This is a genomic window from Streptosporangium sp. NPDC001681 (assembly GCF_040298085.1).
GTDB lineage: Bacteria > Actinomycetota > Actinomycetes > Streptosporangiales > Streptosporangiaceae > Streptosporangium.
In genome coordinates this window covers 1-16,421 of record NZ_JBEOZN010000083.1, presented here as the reverse complement: position 1 = coordinate 16,421, position 16,421 = coordinate 1, and the positions used below count along the sequence as shown (strand labels likewise).

At 66.1% G+C, this 16,421-nt stretch carries 18 protein-coding genes and 1 tRNA gene; 9 read left to right on the top strand and 10 right to left on the bottom strand.

Annotation, left to right across the window (positions count from 1 at the left end):
- Positions 1 to 236: 236 nt before the first annotated feature.
- Positions 237 to 1,490: an IS110 family RNA-guided transposase gene (locus tag ABT130_RS31085; protein ID WP_350961334.1), complete on the top strand. Its 1,254-nt coding sequence runs from the start codon at positions 237 to 239 to the stop codon at positions 1,488 to 1,490.
- On the opposite strand, the gene ABT130_RS31080 is transcribed toward ABT130_RS31085, so the two are convergent.
- The 3 genes from ABT130_RS31080 to ABT130_RS31070 all read right to left on the bottom strand — a co-directional run bounded on the left by ABT130_RS31080 (position 1,460) and on the right by ABT130_RS31070 (position 3,270).
- Positions 1,460 to 1,885: an NUDIX hydrolase gene (locus ABT130_RS31080; RefSeq protein ID WP_350961332.1), complete on the bottom strand. Its 426-nt coding sequence runs from the start codon at positions 1,883 to 1,885 to the stop codon at positions 1,460 to 1,462. The two genes, ABT130_RS31085 and ABT130_RS31080, sit on opposite strands and share 31 nt — an antisense overlap.
- A 380-nt stretch (positions 1,886 to 2,265) precedes the next feature.
- Positions 2,266 to 2,547: a DUF7710 domain-containing protein gene (locus tag ABT130_RS31075; RefSeq protein WP_350961329.1), complete on the bottom strand. Its 282-nt coding sequence runs from the start codon at positions 2,545 to 2,547 to the stop codon at positions 2,266 to 2,268.
- A gap of 171 nt (positions 2,548 to 2,718) precedes the next feature.
- Positions 2,719 to 3,270 (bottom strand): hypothetical protein, encoded by a 552-nt coding sequence (locus tag ABT130_RS31070; protein WP_350961327.1) that lies wholly within the window; start codon positions 3,268 to 3,270, stop codon positions 2,719 to 2,721.
- Between ABT130_RS31070 and ABT130_RS31065 the strand changes: the two genes are divergently transcribed.
- The gene (locus ABT130_RS31065; protein WP_350961326.1) at positions 3,269 to 3,874 is read left to right on the top strand and encodes a DUF3885 domain-containing protein; all 606 of its coding nucleotides are present in this window, start codon (positions 3,269 to 3,271) and stop codon (positions 3,872 to 3,874) included. The genes ABT130_RS31070 and ABT130_RS31065 overlap by 2 nt on opposite strands.
- Here ABT130_RS31065 and ABT130_RS31060 read toward each other — a convergent pair.
- The 3 genes from ABT130_RS31060 to ABT130_RS31050 all read right to left on the bottom strand — a co-directional run bounded on the left by ABT130_RS31060 (position 3,825) and on the right by ABT130_RS31050 (position 8,132).
- A complete protein-coding gene (locus ABT130_RS31060) occupies positions 3,825 to 4,718 on the bottom strand; it encodes a transposase (RefSeq protein WP_502992229.1) in 894 nt (297 codons plus the stop codon). The two genes, ABT130_RS31065 and ABT130_RS31060, sit on opposite strands and share 50 nt — an antisense overlap.
- Positions 4,719 to 4,771: 53 nt before the next feature.
- The gene (locus tag ABT130_RS31055; RefSeq protein WP_350961323.1) at positions 4,772 to 6,670 is read right to left on the bottom strand and encodes a sensor histidine kinase; all 1,899 of its coding nucleotides are present in this window, start codon (positions 6,668 to 6,670) and stop codon (positions 4,772 to 4,774) included.
- A gap of 1,213 nt (positions 6,671 to 7,883) precedes the next feature.
- Positions 7,884 to 8,132: a hypothetical protein gene (locus ABT130_RS31050; protein WP_350961321.1), complete on the bottom strand. Its 249-nt coding sequence runs from the start codon at positions 8,130 to 8,132 to the stop codon at positions 7,884 to 7,886.
- Positions 8,133 to 8,333: 201 nt separating this feature from the next.
- On the opposite strand from ABT130_RS31050, the gene ABT130_RS31045 reads away from it, so the two are divergent.
- Positions 8,334 to 9,467 carry a site-specific integrase gene (locus ABT130_RS31045; RefSeq protein ID WP_350961319.1) on the top strand — a complete coding sequence of 378 codons (1,134 nt, stop codon included), beginning with the start codon at positions 8,334 to 8,336 and terminating at the stop codon, positions 9,465 to 9,467.
- A 348-nt stretch (positions 9,468 to 9,815) separates the two neighbouring features.
- A complete protein-coding gene (locus tag ABT130_RS31040; protein WP_350961316.1) occupies positions 9,816 to 10,430 on the top strand; it encodes a DUF6461 domain-containing protein in 615 nt (204 codons plus the stop codon).
- A gap of 52 nt (positions 10,431 to 10,482) precedes the next feature.
- On the opposite strand, the gene ABT130_RS31035 is transcribed toward ABT130_RS31040, so the two are convergent.
- The 3 genes from ABT130_RS31035 to ABT130_RS31025 all read right to left on the bottom strand — a co-directional run bounded on the left by ABT130_RS31035 (position 10,483) and on the right by ABT130_RS31025 (position 13,420).
- A complete protein-coding gene (locus ABT130_RS31035; RefSeq protein ID WP_350961313.1) occupies positions 10,483 to 11,706 on the bottom strand; it encodes an NsdA family TPR-like regulatory protein in 1,224 nt (407 codons plus the stop codon).
- Positions 11,707 to 12,239: 533 nt separating this feature from the next.
- On the bottom strand, positions 12,240 to 13,070 hold the full coding sequence (locus ABT130_RS31030; protein WP_350961310.1) for a hypothetical protein: 831 nt from the start codon (positions 13,068 to 13,070) through the stop codon (positions 12,240 to 12,242).
- Positions 13,071 to 13,294: 224 nt separating this feature from the next.
- Complete coding sequence (locus ABT130_RS31025) at positions 13,295 to 13,420, bottom strand: hypothetical protein (protein WP_350961308.1); 126 nt, start codon at positions 13,418 to 13,420, stop codon at positions 13,295 to 13,297.
- 27 nt (positions 13,421 to 13,447) lie between these two features.
- On the opposite strand from ABT130_RS31025, the gene ABT130_RS31020 reads away from it, so the two are divergent.
- Entirely contained in the window at positions 13,448 to 13,660 is a 213-nt protein-coding gene (locus ABT130_RS31020) for a tyrosine-type recombinase/integrase (protein ID WP_350961306.1), read from the top strand.
- 75 nt (positions 13,661 to 13,735) lie between these two features.
- Here the strand turns inward: ABT130_RS31020 and ABT130_RS31015 are convergent.
- Positions 13,736 to 13,812 (bottom strand) — tRNA-Pro (locus tag ABT130_RS31015).
- Between the two features lie 110 nt (positions 13,813 to 13,922).
- Between ABT130_RS31015 and ABT130_RS31010 the strand changes: the two genes are divergently transcribed.
- The 4 genes from ABT130_RS31010 to ABT130_RS30995 all read left to right on the top strand — a co-directional run bounded on the left by ABT130_RS31010 (position 13,923) and on the right by ABT130_RS30995 (position 16,349).
- Entirely contained in the window at positions 13,923 to 14,360 is a 438-nt protein-coding gene (locus ABT130_RS31010) for a hypothetical protein (protein ID WP_350930128.1), read from the top strand.
- Positions 14,361 to 14,823: 463 nt separating this feature from the next.
- A complete protein-coding gene (locus ABT130_RS31005; protein WP_350930129.1) occupies positions 14,824 to 15,498 on the top strand; it encodes a hypothetical protein in 675 nt (224 codons plus the stop codon).
- 6 nt (positions 15,499 to 15,504) lie between these two features.
- A complete protein-coding gene (locus ABT130_RS31000) occupies positions 15,505 to 16,152 on the top strand; it encodes a hypothetical protein (RefSeq protein ID WP_350961303.1) in 648 nt (215 codons plus the stop codon).
- 2 nt (positions 16,153 to 16,154) lie between these two features.
- Complete coding sequence (locus ABT130_RS30995; RefSeq protein WP_350930140.1) at positions 16,155 to 16,349, top strand: hypothetical protein; 195 nt, start codon at positions 16,155 to 16,157, stop codon at positions 16,347 to 16,349.
- The last annotated feature ends 72 nt before the right edge of the window (positions 16,350 to 16,421 follow it).

The window sequence follows — 16,421 nt, the reverse complement described above, 5'->3', positions numbered from 1 at the left end:
CGATAGGGGGTCACGGTTCAGACGACGTCCACAGCCAGTCCGTGCGATTCGGCACGATCGTGGCGTGAGCCAGCCGCAGGAGACACCGCTCGTATTCACCGGGGCCGCCGAGCCCTTGCGCAGAGCGCGGGCCTGCGGCCGGCTGGGGCCACGAACCGCTGATCGGATGTCGAGCCGCCGAGCTCTCTCATTAGGGCGTGGCGTGCCCCTGCGCGGCTCACCTGGGCTAACGACCATTGAAGGAGGCGCTGGTGACGGTGACATGCGGAATCGACTGGAGCGAGAAACACCACGACGTCGCCTTGGTCGACGAAGACGGCACACTGGTGGCCAAGCGGCGCATCAGCGACGACGCTGAGGGCTGGCGGGCCCTGGTCGAGTTGCTGGCCGAGCACGGCGACCACCCCGGCGACCCGCTCCCGGTGGCGCTCGAGACCAGTCGCGGCCTGCTGGTCTCCTGCCTGCGCGCCACCGGCCGAACGGTGTATGCGATCAATCCGCTGGCCGTGGCCCGCTACCGCGAACGCCACAGCGTCGCCCGAGCCAAGTCCGACCACCTCGATGCCATGACGTTGGCCAACATCCTGCGTGTCGACGCCGCTCACCACCGGCCGTTGCCGGAGGATTCCGAGTTGGTCCAGGCGATCGCCGTACTGGCCCGCGCCCAGCAGGACGCGGTCTGGAACCGCCAGCAGCTGGCCAACCAGCTGCGCTCCCTGCTGCGGGAGTACTTCCCCGCGGCGCTGAAGGCCTTCCACGTCAAGAACATCGGCCTGACCTCCCGTGAGGCCCGCGCCGTCCTGCAGGCGGCGCCCACCCCGGGCGCGGCCGCCAAACTCACCTTCCGCCGGCTGCACGCCCTGCTACGCGGCTCAGGACGCCAGCGCAACATCGAGACCTGGATCGACCGACTGCAGGCGCTGTTCCGCGGAGAGCAGCTGCGTCAGCTCCCGCTCGTCGAAGAAGCGCTCGGCCGCCAGGCCCAGGCGCTGCTGCTGCAGCTGGACGCGGCCTGCCGCGCCGCCGACCAGCTCGCCGAAGCTACCGGCGAGGCCTTCGGCCGGCATCCGGACGCGGCCATCATCACCGGCTTCCCCGGCCTGGCCGACCTGACCGGCGCCTGGGTGCTCGCCGAGCTCGGAGATGACCGCACCCGCTTCGCCAACACCCGCGCGCTCAAGGCCTACGCCGGATCGGCGCCCATCACCCGCGCTTCGGGCAAGAGCCTGGTCGTCCACCACCGCAAAGTGAAGAACCAACGCCTGGCCGCCGTCGGCTACGTGTGGTCCTTCGCCTCCCTACGGGCACCAGGCCCCAGAGGCCACTACGACTACCGGCGCGCCGAAGGCGACCGGCACTCCAGCGCGCTGCGCAACACCTTCAACCGGATGCTCGGCTGCCTGTTCCACTGCCTGCAGAACCACAAGACCTACGACGAGTCCGCCGCCTTCCCGCATCGTCAATCGATGCGGCTCAGCCACGCGTCCTGAGCGTCGGCCAACCGCTCTACCAGCGGTATCGGAACAAAGCGGCACGCGAATTCAAGCCCCGCGTCCTCGCCATCACCGCGAACATGGTGCTGCCAGGCATCAGCGCTGTCTGGGTGGGCCGTGAGCTGGAAGAACGTTGTCTGCCGCGGCTGCCCGGTATCGGCACGCGGCCTGTTGTCCACCGCAATGGGCCCGATGACGGAGAGTCCCGTCAGGCCGGTCTCCTCTGTGACTTCTCGCAGGACAGCCTGTTGCAGGCTTTCATCCGGCCGGACCCCTCCCGCCGGCACTTGAGTACCCGCTTCGGGCATGCCGACGTGATCGAAGACAAGCAACTCCGGCGCGGATCGGTAACGGATGACGTAGGCGGCGACGCGGATTCGCGGGCGAAACATCCCTCCATCATCTCAAAAAGCGATCTTGAAGACATTAGGGCTTGACGCTCTGCGCAGATCGGATGTCTGCGACCCCTTGACCCCCAGTCACAAGTTGGGGGTCTGGGTAGATCTGAGGGCGTCGGACGGGGAGCCCGCTGCCTGGGAAAACTTCTGAGAAGGTCGGAGGCGATCGGAGCCGGTTTGAAGGCGTTGGCTCCCTAAATCGGCTCCCTTGACCCCGGAGATGCTGGGCTGGGCGTGCTCACAGCTCAACGGCGTTCAAGTAGCCCATGGACGACGTCTGGTGACGTGCGGGTTGTTCGGCTTCGTGCACGACGTGTGGCCCTAATGTGGTCCCCGCGCAGCCGTGCTCACGCATGGCCGAGGTCAACCGACTCTCAGTCGGCAGCACCGTTCTCGTAGTGCTCGTGCGCCTGGTGTGCGGTGGTGAACCGGCCGATGAAGTCAACAGTTGAGTGTTCCGGGTTGCTCGGTCGGAAGTACCCGTTGTCAACAGCCCACTCGTAGATCGGAACGTCGAGTGGGTACTCGGTGAGCATCCCTGTCAGTCTGCGGGCGCTGATCCACTCCTCCGCCCGGTCCCGGGAACTGAAGATCGCAGAAGGCCAACGTCCGCCCTCGCCCACGAACGCCCACACCGACTGCGGCTCGTCGTCCATCTCCCAAGACCTTCCAGCCATGCAACACCCGGACGCACCCGTACCAGGCGACATCAAAACCTTCGATGCGAAGCCGAACGACCTGCGCTCAGCCGAGCTCCGACAGACCTCACCGGCCACACGAAATCCCTGTCAGCTGGTTTGCAGATTTTCCGCTGACGCGTACGACACTTACCAGATCGGCTGCCGCTGTCGCTGACGAACCCGGCGGATCCGGGCTTCACCTCGTTCCGGAGCATCGATGCCCTGTCTGATCCGAATCCGGAGCGTCCCTTGGACAATCCCCCCGAGCGGCGCATCGGGAAACTTCTTCCACGCCTTCCGGCGCTTTACCAGCAGGCGTTCCTCTACATCCTCACCCATCTGTGCGTCCACCACGCCAATGGCCGCTTCGAGAATCTGATGGTCGTGGTGACGGTTGGCACGATGCGGCGCCTGCTTATTGCGCCGAATGTTCTTCCGGGAACTCTTGTCGTTCTCGCCATAGTTGTTCCGGCGGTCCTTGGCGTAGCTCAGCCGCTTCTTCTCCTGTGGGCTTCTACGCCTCACGGGCCGCCTCCCACGACGATCGGTTCTTCTCGCCACCAGGCGATCCAGCAGCGCGTCACGGGGTCGAGCAAAATAATTCCCGCGCCTCGCCGGAGCACCCGTTGTGGTCACCTGACGACTGTCCGGGCGATCAAATCGTTTGGCCGCCCACCAGGCCACCGGATAGAACGGCATGGTGATCCTCGATGGTGCCCTCGACCCGCAAGCACTGAGCCGACTCTGGGAGCGGCAGTGGCCCGAGTGCCCACCGGTCGCCCACTGGCTTCGCGGTCACTATCCGGACCGCTGGATCAGGTTTCACAGCCTGCCAGAGTCGAAGCGCTACCCAGACGGTGAGGCGGAATACGCCATCGTGCTCAACCGCCACCACACCGTGCTGTCCGAACTCGATCCAGGCCCAGACCTCCTGGTCATCACGGCCGAATGGACGAACACTCCAGCACTCACCCCTCAGCAGTGGCCGAGACGATCAGAGGTCGCGCCGACAGCACAGCACTGGCAGACCCTCGTCCAAGAGCCCGACGAGGATCCCGAATTCCGTACCTATACGCAGCTCTATGCCGAGACACGACCGTGGAGGCCCGGCATCATTGACGCCGTGCTTCGAGCGGTCGCAGACGACGAGATCGGCAACGTGCTCCTCGGCCCTGCGGATCTCCGATGGCTGTACCACCCCTACGACGGCGGCGCCGACGTAATCCTGCCCACGCCGGCCGAACGTGATGCGCTCAAGGACCGACACCGCGCCTGGCTGTCCACACACCCATTAGGTCTCTAAACGCGGATAACCAGTGCCATCGATGTTTGACGACTGGCCACGAGCCAAGAGTCCAGGTAGATCCGACGGAGTCGAGCGAGGAGCCTGCCCCGCGTAAACATCCCAAGCGCACTTGACTCCAGTTGGCTCCCGATGTCTCACCTGACCCTGCCGAAGAGGGGTTCACGCCGGCACTCAGCTTCACCTCATCTCGCCGGCGAGCCGGGCCTTTTTGACGAGACGGCCCCATCGGTGCGCTGCGGGCGAAGGCCCGGGCGACGGTGGCGCGGTAGGCAGATCTCCGTCTGCCGCCCGGTTCTGCTGCGCCCATCGCCAAGCCTCTCGCTGTAGCGTCCGGTCGATCTTGAGCCTCTGCCTGTCCTCCCGCGCAGTGGCGGATCTGGGACATCAGGAGTTCGTAGCTGCCGATCAAGGCCAGTGAGGGCCAGGCGGCGATGATGCGGCCGATCAGGCTGGGCTCGGCGACGGCGATGTTTGCGCCGAGCCGGGCGATCTCGCTCACCCGGCGCAGCTCCTCGACCATCACCCGGCCCGAGACCTTCCTCGGCGGGGTATGCAGCCGCTCCAGCTCCGAGCAACGCTCACCGTCCGGGCGGTCGCGCAGCCAGGCGGCGAGCGCCTCCGCTGACCGCTCGGGCAGCACGTCGACTGGCCGACTGGTGGTGATGTCGATCAGGATCGTGCCGTAGGTGTGGCCGCAGTGCAGGGCGAAGTCGTCCACGCCCAGCACCTGGGGTCCATCGTTCGGATCAGGGTCGGGCAGGGATCGGATCAGCCTGATCAGCGTCATCCGGTTCGCCGCGGCGGCCAGGCGGTGGGTGAGCCGGGCGGCTACCACCACCACGACGGCGCGCTCGTCGGCGTCGTGATGATCGGCCTCCCGACCACCGTCGCCCGCTACTGCTCGGAGCTGATGCGGGCCCCGGCCGTTGCCTGATCTCCTGGTTCCCGCATCCGGATCGGGATCGTGGCCAGCAGTGACGTGCCTTCTCCCACGGGGCTCATGACGTCCATCGTCCCGCCGAGCGCCTCGACGCGGTCCCGGAGACCGATGAGCCCCGAGCCGCGGCGGGGATCGGCACCTCCGCCCCCGTCATCGCGGACCGAGATCCGGACGCTCTCCTCCTCCACCGTTAGGTCGACGTACGCCACGGAGGCGTGGGCGTGCTTGGCCACGTTGGTCAGGGCCTCGGACACGATGTAATAGGCGGCCACCTCGATGCTCTCCGGCAGGCGCCGGTCGGCGCGTACGCCGAGCTCGACCGGGACGGCGGAGCGCCGGGCGAGCATCTTCAGAGCGGGCCCAAGGCCGCCCTTGGAGAGGATCGCCGGATGGATGCCCCGCGAGAGCTCCTGCAGGTCTTCCACGACGCCTGTCAGGCCGCGGACGATGCGGGACGCCTCTGCTCGCAGTTCCGTCAGCTCGTACGGCACGGCGGCCTCCATGGCCCGCAGTTGCAGCCCGAGCGAGACAAGGCGTTGCTGGGCTCCGTCGTGCAGATCGCGTTCGATGCGATGCCGGGTCTCGTCGGAGGCGGCGACGATGCGGGTGCGGGAGGCGGCGAGCTCGTCGCGAGCCTGGGCGTTGGAGATGGCGGTCACGACGAGTTCGGTAAGGTCCAGCATGCGCTCCTCCACGGTTTCGAGTCGGAACTCGGAAGTTCTGAAGGAAGCGATCATCACGCCCCACAGGCGTTCCCCCACGTTGATGGGGCTGCCGATCGTGGACGTGATTCCCCGCGTTCGTGCCCACGCGGCGATCTCTCCAGATCTGTGGTCATAGCTCCTGATCCGCATTGACCGCCCGGTCTTCAGCACCAGCGTCGCGATGCTGTTCTCGTCCTGCGGCCAGCGCGAGCCCAGGGGCAGTGTGTCCTCAGGGCCACGATCGCTCCACGAGCCTGCCACGACGATCGCACCATCGGGCTCGTAGCGTCCTATCGCCGTGCAATTCGTCTCGAGGATGAGGCCCATCTCGCGAGCGACCGCGCCGAATATCTCCGATGGTGGGACCCCGCGTGCGACCAGCGTCGCGACACGCCGCAGCGCGGCCTGTCCCTGCGCCACCCGGCGGAGTTCGTCGCGGCTCTCCTCAAGGGCACGGCTGATGGCCTCACGATCGTGTGCCGCGCGCAGCAAGGCCTCAAGCGAGGGCACCACCCGGTCGTGCAGCCGTCGCGTGGTCGCCTCCGGCAGGTCCGCGGGGACGACGAGCGTACCGAGTGACGTGGCACCGTCGCGCAGCGGCAACGCCCTGTGGCGTTCGTCGCCGGCGACCGGTTCGAGCTCGATCGCCAGGAACGGCAGCCCCAGCATCTGGGCCAGGCTGCGGGAGACCGTCGGCAGCGCCGAGCGCAGATGTTCCGTACGCAGCAGAAGGCGGGCCAGCCAGGCGTCGAGATCGGCCTCACGGTGGCGCTCAGCGGCCTCGATGGCCGCCGACCGCACCAGCGCCGTGGCCAAACTGACCAGTAGCGCGACGCCGAGGAAGACGAAGAGCGGTATCCACGACCAGTTACTGATGAGGGTGAAGGTCCTGACGGGCCGGACGTGGAAATAGTCGAAGGCGACGCCGCTGACCACCGCGGTCGCCACGCCCAGCCCCAGACCCCACACCATCGAGATCGCCACGACGCCGAGCAGGTAGATTACGCCGAGAGTGTTCCCGGGCGTGACGGCCGCGATCGGATAGTCCAGCAGGGTCTCTGCCACGATGCATATGACCGCGGTGACGATCCCCAGCAGGAGGGGTGGGCGCACCGGGCGGAGCAGCAGCGACATCAGCCGTGTGCACATAACCACCAAAATACTCCTATATCACACCGGCTGATTGCCACAGACCAGCGGGTCGGCCAACCGAGGGCACGATCAAGAACGCCGCTTCATTTAAGGGTGCAATGTCGCCGTGGGTGGTCAGCGCCAGGACGGCATAGGTGAGGGCTCCGGTGATCGAGGTAAGGAACGTCGAGGCCGGCGCGGCGGGCGACCTTGGCGACCGGAAGGCCGCGCCTGGCCAGAATCGGCCCGCAGCGACCCGCCACCGATGCCGTATATCCCGCCTACCATCCCCACGGCCACTGCGAGCGCGCTGATGGCACGCGCAGAGGGCCCATCCGGCGCGCTGTGGCGGGGGGTGGGCGCAGAGTGCACACGCACAGCCACAGGTCCAGCGGGGAGAGTAAGCACGCGACCAGGAGGCGGAACACCCTGGGGGCGGAAGGATGAAGACCCGCACGAGCGCGCCGATGACGACGCCGGGCAAGGTGCCGAGCACCAGCAGGCGGGTCAGTGGGCCGCCGAGGTGGCCACGCTTGCGGTAGCGCAGCAGCGCGCCAGGGCCGGCCGCGACGTTGAACAGCAGGTTCGCGGGCGTCACTGCTGGGCTCGGCACATTCAGCACGCTGAGCTGGATTGATAGCAAGAACACGGCTGTTGCGCACATCGAAGAAGCCGAAGTTCCAGAAGCCGGGCCCCTGCGGGGTGAGCGAGGGGAAGGTGTACAACTTGGCGTCGGCGATGGGTGCCTCGCCGAGTATGAGCCTGGCGACCCGGTCCTGGTGGTGCCAGCCCGCGTGATCCGGCAACTGGAGCACAAACCCGACGCCTTTACGATGTAGATCACAATCATGCCCCGACGACTGCGACCCGCATCCATTTGAACAAACCGCAGCCACACCCGCCCCAACGTCCCGGAATAGGCGGCAGCCTGCGACAACGACAGGCACCAGGGTGTCAGTAACTGACGCCGCGTCCGGGCAACGAACAAGCACAAAGCCGTGATCACAATTCTTGTGATCACGGCTCCGAGCTGCGAAAACGCAGTCGGGACGACAGGATTTGAACCTGCGACCCCTTGACCCCCAGGACGTTGGGGTAGACGTTTTTGCAGCTCAACGGCCTTCAGGTAGCTATGGGCGACGTCTGGTGACGTGTGGGTCGTTCGGCTTCGTGCACGACGTGTGGCCCCCACCTGGTCCCCAACCCGCTCACGGATAGATGTAGACCGCGATCACCCCTTGTTGCGGCGGGACTTCTTAATGTGCAGATAGATGATCTTTGCGTGTTGCTTCCACATGATTGCGCCAAAGAGGATGGAGCCGATGCCGGATAGGTAATCCCACCAGCCCTTCGCGTAGATCAGATCGTCCGCTCCGAAGATGACGAGTGCTGGTCCGCCGATGAACGTCCACCAGCCCGTCCAGAAGTCATCGCTCTTGCTGGGAGGTAGAGCTTCAGATTCGTCGGACGGCGCAATCATGATCACACGGTAACCAACAGCGGAAGCCACTGCATAGGACGGACATCCGAATCCTCCCCTGCCTGATCTTCCCCTCTGCCGCATCCACCTGTTTAACGGCTGACAGAGACAACAGCCCTGATCACCACGAATCCGGCGGTACGCCTCGACAGCGGATCAGGGCACGCACCATCAGACCGGCAACGGAAAGGAGGAAATCGATTGAAAATCATCATCGGGAAGTACGAAGCGTCCCTCTACCTGGAAGGAGACGGATTCACCTGCGCCATCAGTCTCGGCTTCGACGCCACCGGCAAGCGCCAGTGCGTCAAGCGCAAGGGCAAGACCAAGGCACAGGTCAGGGATAAGCTCCGCGAAGCCGTGGAGGATCTGGAGGCGGGCATCAAAACGGAGGTCAGATACTCCGTCGAGGACGCCGTCAACGACTTCCTAGAGAAGGGACTGAAGGGGAAGGCCAAGAGCACGATCGACAACTACCGGTCTCTGGCACGCAAGAACCTGATCCCCCAGATCGGAGCCATCAAGCTCAAGGAGCTGACGGCGGACCATCTGGACAAGTGGCTGGACGAGCAGGCAGAGGAGTTGTCCACGCGCTCGCTCCGCCTGGTTCACCAGGTCCTGGAGCGAGCCATTCGTCAGGCTCAGGCGCGCGACAGGGTCAGAGGCAACGTCGCGAGTCTCGTCATCGTCCCGGAAGGCCAGGAGGGTCACCCCTCAAAGGCGATGACGCTGGAGCAGGCGGTCAAGCTGCTTGAGGCGCTGAGGACCACCGCCGAGTTCCGTCTCTCGGCGTACGTGGTGCTGTCACTGCTGGCCGGTATCCGTACGGAAGAGGCACGCGCGCTCACGTGGCCGGAGGTCGATCTCAAGGCGCGCACCGTCGCCGTGTACCGCTCCGTGCGAGCCAAGGGCGACACGAAGACCAAGAGATCCAGGCGAGTTCTGAAGCCCAAGAAGGCCGTCGAAGCGCTCAGGGCGCATCATCGGCGCCAGGCGGCCGAGCGGCTTCAGGCGGGCGAGAAGTGGCAGGATCACGATCTCGTCTTCTGCCGTGAGGACGGCACGCCGCTCGACCGGTGGCAGGTGCGCCGGGAGTTCCAGAAGATCACCACGTTGGCGGGACTCGGCGAGGACTGGACGCCTCGCGAACTCCGTCACAGCTTCGTGTCCATCCTGAGCGCACACGACGTGCCGGTGGAGGACATCAGCGATCTCGTGGGCCACGTCAGCACGCACGTGACCGAGACGGTCTACCGTCACGAGATCAGGCCCGCGCTCACCAAGGGTGTCCAGGCCATGGACAAGATCCTGAAGAGGCAGAGCCGGTCCGCGTGACCCAGTGGCTCCCCGTTTGGCTCCCGAAGATCGAAAAGGGGCTCCGGAGAAACTCCGAAACCCCTACCGACCAGCGAAAATCTGGTCGGGACGACAGGATTTGAACCTGCGACCCCTTGCCCCCCAGGCAACCCAGGAGGGGGCGGGACCATGCCTGATACCCGCCCCCACCTGCGGATACGGTCCACGGTGATCCACCGACGTCCAGCCTTGTCCGGGGTCGTTGTCACTCAGTTCGTCACTCAGCAATTCCCTTTACCTGGACTCGTCGGAACCACTTCGCCATCAGACAGCATGATCTTTGCCGGTGACGGTTGGCACCATGACGCCTATCTGATCTAGGGAGTCATGGTGACAGACCCATGCGCGGAATTCCGCTGGCTCGACGGACTGTGGGCAGGTGATATCTACTGCGCGTCCTTCGTACGAGATCTCTCTCCGCGTGAGGCGCTCACCCGGTTCAAGACCGACGCGAACACGATCGAAGAAGTGACCTACGAAAAGGTATGCGAACGTGCGGCAGCAGGCCAGGAAGCCTCCCCGAGGGCTCTTCCCGGTTACATCGGCGCCGTAGAAGTCGGCGATTGGACACTCATCGTCGAACCGTTCGGGTGGGGAGCCGCCGGTCCGGATGTACGAGCAAGGGTCTCCCGTGGAACAGAGATCGTGGTGATCACTCGGCACGGGTACTCCACGCAGGAGTTCATCCACGAGATCGACGGCGAAACGATCACCTACTTCGATCTCATTGCCCCTGAGCTGCGCTGGGGCAGCGATCCAAATCGTTGGGCTGACGCCATGCGCGAAGTGGGGCTGGATCCTGACCATGACGACTCCATGGGTCCGCACCCGGATTTCGGGTTCGCGAACGTGTTCGCCCTGGCCAGCAAGATCACCAAAATCCACCTTTCGGAGGACGTACTCGGCAGGCCCTTCCTCGGCGCGGAGACCATCGAGAAGTGATCATTTCGTCTGATCACTGGTATGGTCACCGATTCCCTGTGCTTCGGAAAGCTCAGGCGCTCATGGGGTAGCGGGTCAGCAGCTCTCGTACCTCGGGAACGTCGGCGTAGGGCTTGAGCCGTGCCAGGACCACGCGGGCGCGCTGGGTGGTGCGGTCGCTGGTGAGGTCGGCGGACATGTCCAGCATCCGCGACGCCGTGTGCGCCGCTTCCTCGGGCTCGTTGGCGTCGGCGAGTGCGACGGAGAGCCACGACAGGTACAGCGCGAGTTCCCGGACGTGGGTGGCGTCGTAGCGCGTCAGAACCTCGGTGAGCAGAGGAACCGCGCGCAGCGGGCGGCGCAGCTCGGTGTAGGCGCGGGCCTCCATAATCTGAAGTTCGTCGGGGCTGACCCAGTACAGGTACGACGGTTCGTCGGCTCCTGCCGTGCTCGCCAGGGCGGCGCTCGCCTCGCCCAGTGCTCTGATGGCGGGCTGGGCCTCTCCGGCGCGAGCATGCGCCCATGCGAGGCGATCCCAGGTCAACGCGCGGATACGCGGTGAGGCGTGCCGTCCGGCCGCGTCCAGTGCGGCGCGTGTGAGTGCCACGCTCTCCTGTGCGTCGCCGATGTTGGCGATCTGATAGGCCAGGGAGCCGATGAGGTTGGCCTCCAGGGAGCCGTCTCCGGCTTCGCGGGCAGCGCTGATGCCTAACTGGTAGGTCTTGGCGGCCTGGTCGTGCTGGCCCGCGTCGCTGGCGATCCATCCGACGATCTGTGCCAGTTCGCCGATGTTGACCAGCAGCGCCCGGCCTGCTTCCTCGGTGTGGGTGCCACATCGGTAGAGGCGTACCGCCGCGTCAAGCTCGCGGAAGGCGGGCCGGATCAGGTCGCTTCCGGCGATGACGTCATCGGCGAGCCGCAGGCCGTGAACCCGTGCCGACAAATCCCGCGCGGTACCCATCCCGACCCTTCGCCCTGTCCCGGCGGGAAGGCGGGACAGTGGATCACCTTCGGGCATGATCGCGGCGAGCACCTGGGCCGGTGACCTGCGGGCTGCATTGTTCGCCAGGTCGAACAGCTCGGCCTCGGGGAGATCGAACGCCCGGCAATACAGCACCCGGTAGGGGTCCTTGGGCTGGTGCTTGCCCTTCTCCCAGTCCTTGATCATGCGGATCAGGGATTCGCGGATCGGCAGGTGAGCACGGATGCTCTCATCGACCGCCTCGGTGAGTGCTCGTGCCATCTGCCGTTGCGACCACAGCCGCTCGCGTCGCTCGGTGCCAACCTCAACGCCCAACCCGGAATCTCGTCCATCACCGCGCCCTGGGGGAGACATGGGAGACCTGCCGTCTCCCCCAGTCTCCCCTAGCCCTTGCTCCTCGCCATGGAGGCGTCCCTGGTGAACACCGAGTGGAGACGGCCGGCGCAATGCCGAAGGCACCCCGAAGGGGCCGCGAAGCGGTTGGGCCGGCGGTCGGAACGGCAGGCAGCAGCGCGTACCAGGAGCAGCGGGTGCGTTCGGTTCGGCGGGTGCTCGGTGCGGCGGGCGGCGGGCTTACGCCGTGCCGTCCCGGCTGGCGCGGGCCGGGACCGGCCGCCAGGGCCGCACGCCCGGCCCGCTGGCCGTGCCGGGACGGCGGGGCGTGTCCCGCCGTGCGGCGGCGCGGAGCGCTGCCGTCTTGAACCAGTAAAGAAACTCTGAGCCACCTCATGATCGGCGTCTTGTTGGTCGCGAGGTCAACACTCCAGTCGTGGATCGTGGCCTTCTGGCTGGAGCGCCTTCGTGTGCACCGGATATCGGGACGCCTTGGCCGCTTGGAGCGGCGGTCGTTATCCGGCGGCCGGATTCAGGGGGACGGAGGTCTCAGGCATCGACCAGTCCGAGGGCGTCCACACATGATCGGCGGAAGGAGCGGCGATGTCGGTTTCGGCACCCCAGCCGGTCAGACGAGCATCAACGACAAATGAGACAGGGACACCACCGTTCTTGGAAAACGGTTGGCTCCACGAACCCCAGGCCCTGCGCACCAGCTGGTCCTCACCGAGCCAGAGCCGCCAAGACATCTTGGCCTTCGCTTCCTCTTCGGTGAGCATCACCACGAGTCCGAAGGGGAATCCGTGAGAGGCCTTGGAGAGCTGACCGACGGTCATCGTGCCCTGGTAGAGCGTGGTACGAGTGCCGTCGTAGACGCCTGCGGGGCGCTTGACCTTGGTGGTGGCCAGCACCGCCTTCAGCATGGCCGGATCGGCGAGCTTGATCCAGCCAGCGTCCAATTCCGGCCGGACCTCGTTGTTCTCGTTGAGGAGCCAGCTTTTGCCGTCGGGTATGTAGTCGTTTTGGATGTACTGGCGGCCCTCAAAGATGATCTGCCGTACGGGGTCGATCCGTTTTACGCGGTCGGAGTCATGTGCCATATCGACGGCTACGATCTTGCCCTTGCCGAACTCGGCGACGGCCTTAGTCCAGACGTAATCCTTCTCCTTCTTCTCCTCCGTGGCGGTGCGGACCATCGACATCTTCACCCCCCGGTTCTCGACGAGCTGGCGCTTGAGAGCGTCGATCGGGTCGGCGGGAGCCCCCTGGGCGTCCGCAGTGGTACCGAATCCAGCCACCATCGGGACGACCAGCATGACGGCCGACGCAGCGACCCATCGCCTCATCTGAAAACGTCCTCCCACGCGTACCCAACACGGTGAAGGGCTGCAGCGTGATCTTTACACTCCGACATCTCGCCCTAGTTACAGCGCCTCGCCACCAAGCCGGTTACTCCGGCAATAATCAGCCAGACGCTTGCCGCAGGAGGTTGTTCTCGTGGGTAACGGCCGACGAATCCTGTGGCCTTCAGGCACCTTCGCCAGCAACATCACGCTCTGCGGCTGGACTTCTAGATCATTAGGGCGATGCCGTTGTCGGCGAGTTCTTCGGGGGTGAATACCGCGCTGGTGTCGTCGGCGAGTTCGGCGCTGTAGCCGATCTCGCCTCCCTGGTCGGCACTCCCCTGGACTCCCACAACGTACGGCGGGCGTTCCGGAAGATCGTGAAAGACACCGGGCTGCCCGCGAAGGACTGGACGCCACGGGAGATGCGACACAGCTTCGTCTCGCTGCTGTCCGACTCCGGCGTACCCCTGGAGGACATCGCGCGACTCGTCGGCCACAGCGGGACGGCCGTGACAGAGGCGGTCTACCGAAAGCAGATCCGCCCGGTCCTGCTCGGCGGCGCGGAGGCGATGGACCGGATCTTCACGTGATGGGAGCGATAGTCACTCAGAATGCAGAAAGGGTGTCTCCCTTTCGGGTGACACCCTTGCCGACCAGCTAAAACCTGGTCGGGACGACAGGATTTGAACCTGCGACCCCTTGACCCCCAGTCAAGTGCGCTACCAAGCTGCGCTACGTCCCGGTTGTGCTGCGCACCTCTCGGGTGCACGTCATAACCTTAGCGCAGATCGGGTGGGCTTCGCACACGGCGACGTCCGTCAGGACAGGCGATCGCGCGAAAGGTGAGGGTGCGTGGGGCGCAAGGCGTTGATCGACCAGGAGGAGCTGCGGCGGCTGGCCGGGCGGGGGCTGTCGAACGCGGAACTGGCGGCGCGGTTCGGGGTGAGCGAGTCCGGGATCTTGCAGGCGAAACGGGCCGCCGGGCTCTCGAAGCCGATGCTCGATCACTCGCGGGCCATCCCCTGGAAGCTGGACCGCGCGCACAGCCAGTCGGGGCCCGCGACGAACCTGCGGAACCTGTCGTCCGTGGCGCAGGGGCGGGCGATCCCCGCCGAGAAGCTGAACACGGCACTGCGCTGGGCCGGGCGACTGGTCGCCGCCGGCCTGGACATCTCGTACGAGTCCGGCAGGGGGTTCACCGAGGTTCCCGCCTCCACGGATGACTGGCTGGCCGCCAGGGTGCTGGCCGAGGCCCGCAGAGCTCTCGCCCCCTCCGAGGAGCAGGCCTGACGGGCTAATGCATGCCTGATCCTTCATCTCCGGCCTGGGAGCCGAGCACTCCGCAGACCGGGGATGAAGGCCCGCTCTGGGGACCGGACACCGGTTCATGCTCCGGGAGTGCAGTCCCGGTCTGGGGACCGGACACCGGTTGGCCCTCCGGGAGTGCAGGCCCGACTTGTGGACCGCACCGATCCCCGCGCCAAGGGGTGAAGGTCCGGGACCGGATACCGGCCCGCAGGCCGGTAAATCGGAGATCGGGCCCGGGATTCCTGCACGGGAATTCATAGGCGGCCGCCGAAGCCGGGAACCGCATTCGAAAACGCGGTAAAAGAATATCTAATACCCGACAGGACCTACTAAAACATCAAATCCAGATGAAGTGGCGGGGAGGCAATAAATGTCGGCGGCCGGTTTCGAGGCCTGACCCCAGGGCAGCGCACGGGGACAAGCGCCTACACAACCGGAGGCAGACATGTCCACCGTGATCTGGGTGGCCGTCGCGGTGGTGGTGATCGCCGCAGTCGGCTATCTCGTACTGCAGCAGCAACGCCGGCATCGACTTCGTGACCGCTTCGGCCCCGAGTACGAACGTACTCTGCAGGAGCGTGACAGCAGGCGCGACGCCGAGCAGGAGCTCAGAGCCCGCGAGCAGCGCTTCAGCTCCCTCGACATCCGCACCCTGGACGCGCAGACGCGCGAGATCTACACGAGGAAGTGGATGGAGGTCCAGGAACGTTTCGTGGACGCTCCCGGTTTCGCGGTGACGGAGGCCGACCATCTGGTGACCTCCGTGATGGCCGAACGGGGCTATCCGACCGAGGACTTCGAGCAGCGGCTCTCCGACCTGTCCGTCGCGCACGGCCGCACTCTCGACCACTACCGGCAGGCCCACGAGATCAGTAGCAGGGCCGCGCACAAGGAGGCCTCAACCGAGGAGCTCCGGCAGGCCATGGTGCACTACCGCGCCCTGTTCGAGGAGTTGCTCGCGGCTCCCGGCAGCGAGGTCAACGGTGGGCGGAGTGCCCGGCAGGCCGATCTCGCCGACCGCGACCCCCATCACCATGATCCCAGGCAGCCGGATGCCGCCACCCCCGAGACCACGGACGGCAACGAGCGAGCCTACCGACGCGATCCCCAAGGACGGTGACCCGACGTGAACAATCGATTCAACCCGGACAACGACCGACTGGTCCACAAGCAGGAGCCATCCGCCCCTGACGCCGATACCCGTGCCCCCCTGCCCGGCGACCGGCGCAACGTGCCGGCCGACCGCGACGGCGACGCGCTCCCCCAGGACCCGGCCATGACCCCCGGTACGCCGACCGGCACCGGCTCGCACGACGCCCTGGACGACACCGTGGACGACACCGCGCATGACGCCGTACGTGACCGCGTGCCCGCTACCGACTCCCCGATGCTCCCCGCTTTCCCCGGAAGCGCCGCGGACCGGCAGGGCGACGTGCTCGACGAGGGTGCGAGCCTCACCGGCACCGAGCGGGCCGACCGGGCACCCGCCACGGCCGAGACCCTCTTCGACCATGACTCCGACGATGTGCTGCGGCGCTGGCAGGAGGTCCAGGCCGGGTTCGTGGACGACCCGCGCGACGCGGTACAGCGGGCCGACTCCCTGCTCGACGAGATCACGACCTCTTTCAGGAACGCTCTGGAGGTCCGGACCACCGAGCTCCAGGGACGCTGGAAGAACACCGAGAAGAACGACACCGAGGATCTGCGGACCGCCCTGCGCGACTACCGCACGACCTTGGAACAGCTTCTCAACATCTCCGCTGGGACGAGGTGACCATGCTCGCCATCGCCGCCGCCGTCGTGTTCGGCCTCGGACTCCTGCTCGACCTGATCAATACCAGGATCGGCGGGATCAGCGGGACGACCTTCCTGCTTCTCGGACTTCTGCTCCTCGCTCTGCATCAGGCCGGGATCGGCTCGGCCGGCCCTCGGACCACCACCGGGGGCGGAGGCTGGCGCCGCAGGCGCTGACCGGCCGTCGAGTGGGGAGGGGGCCTCCACGCCTTCGACAAGGCACACACGGTGATGCTCACCGAGCAGGGC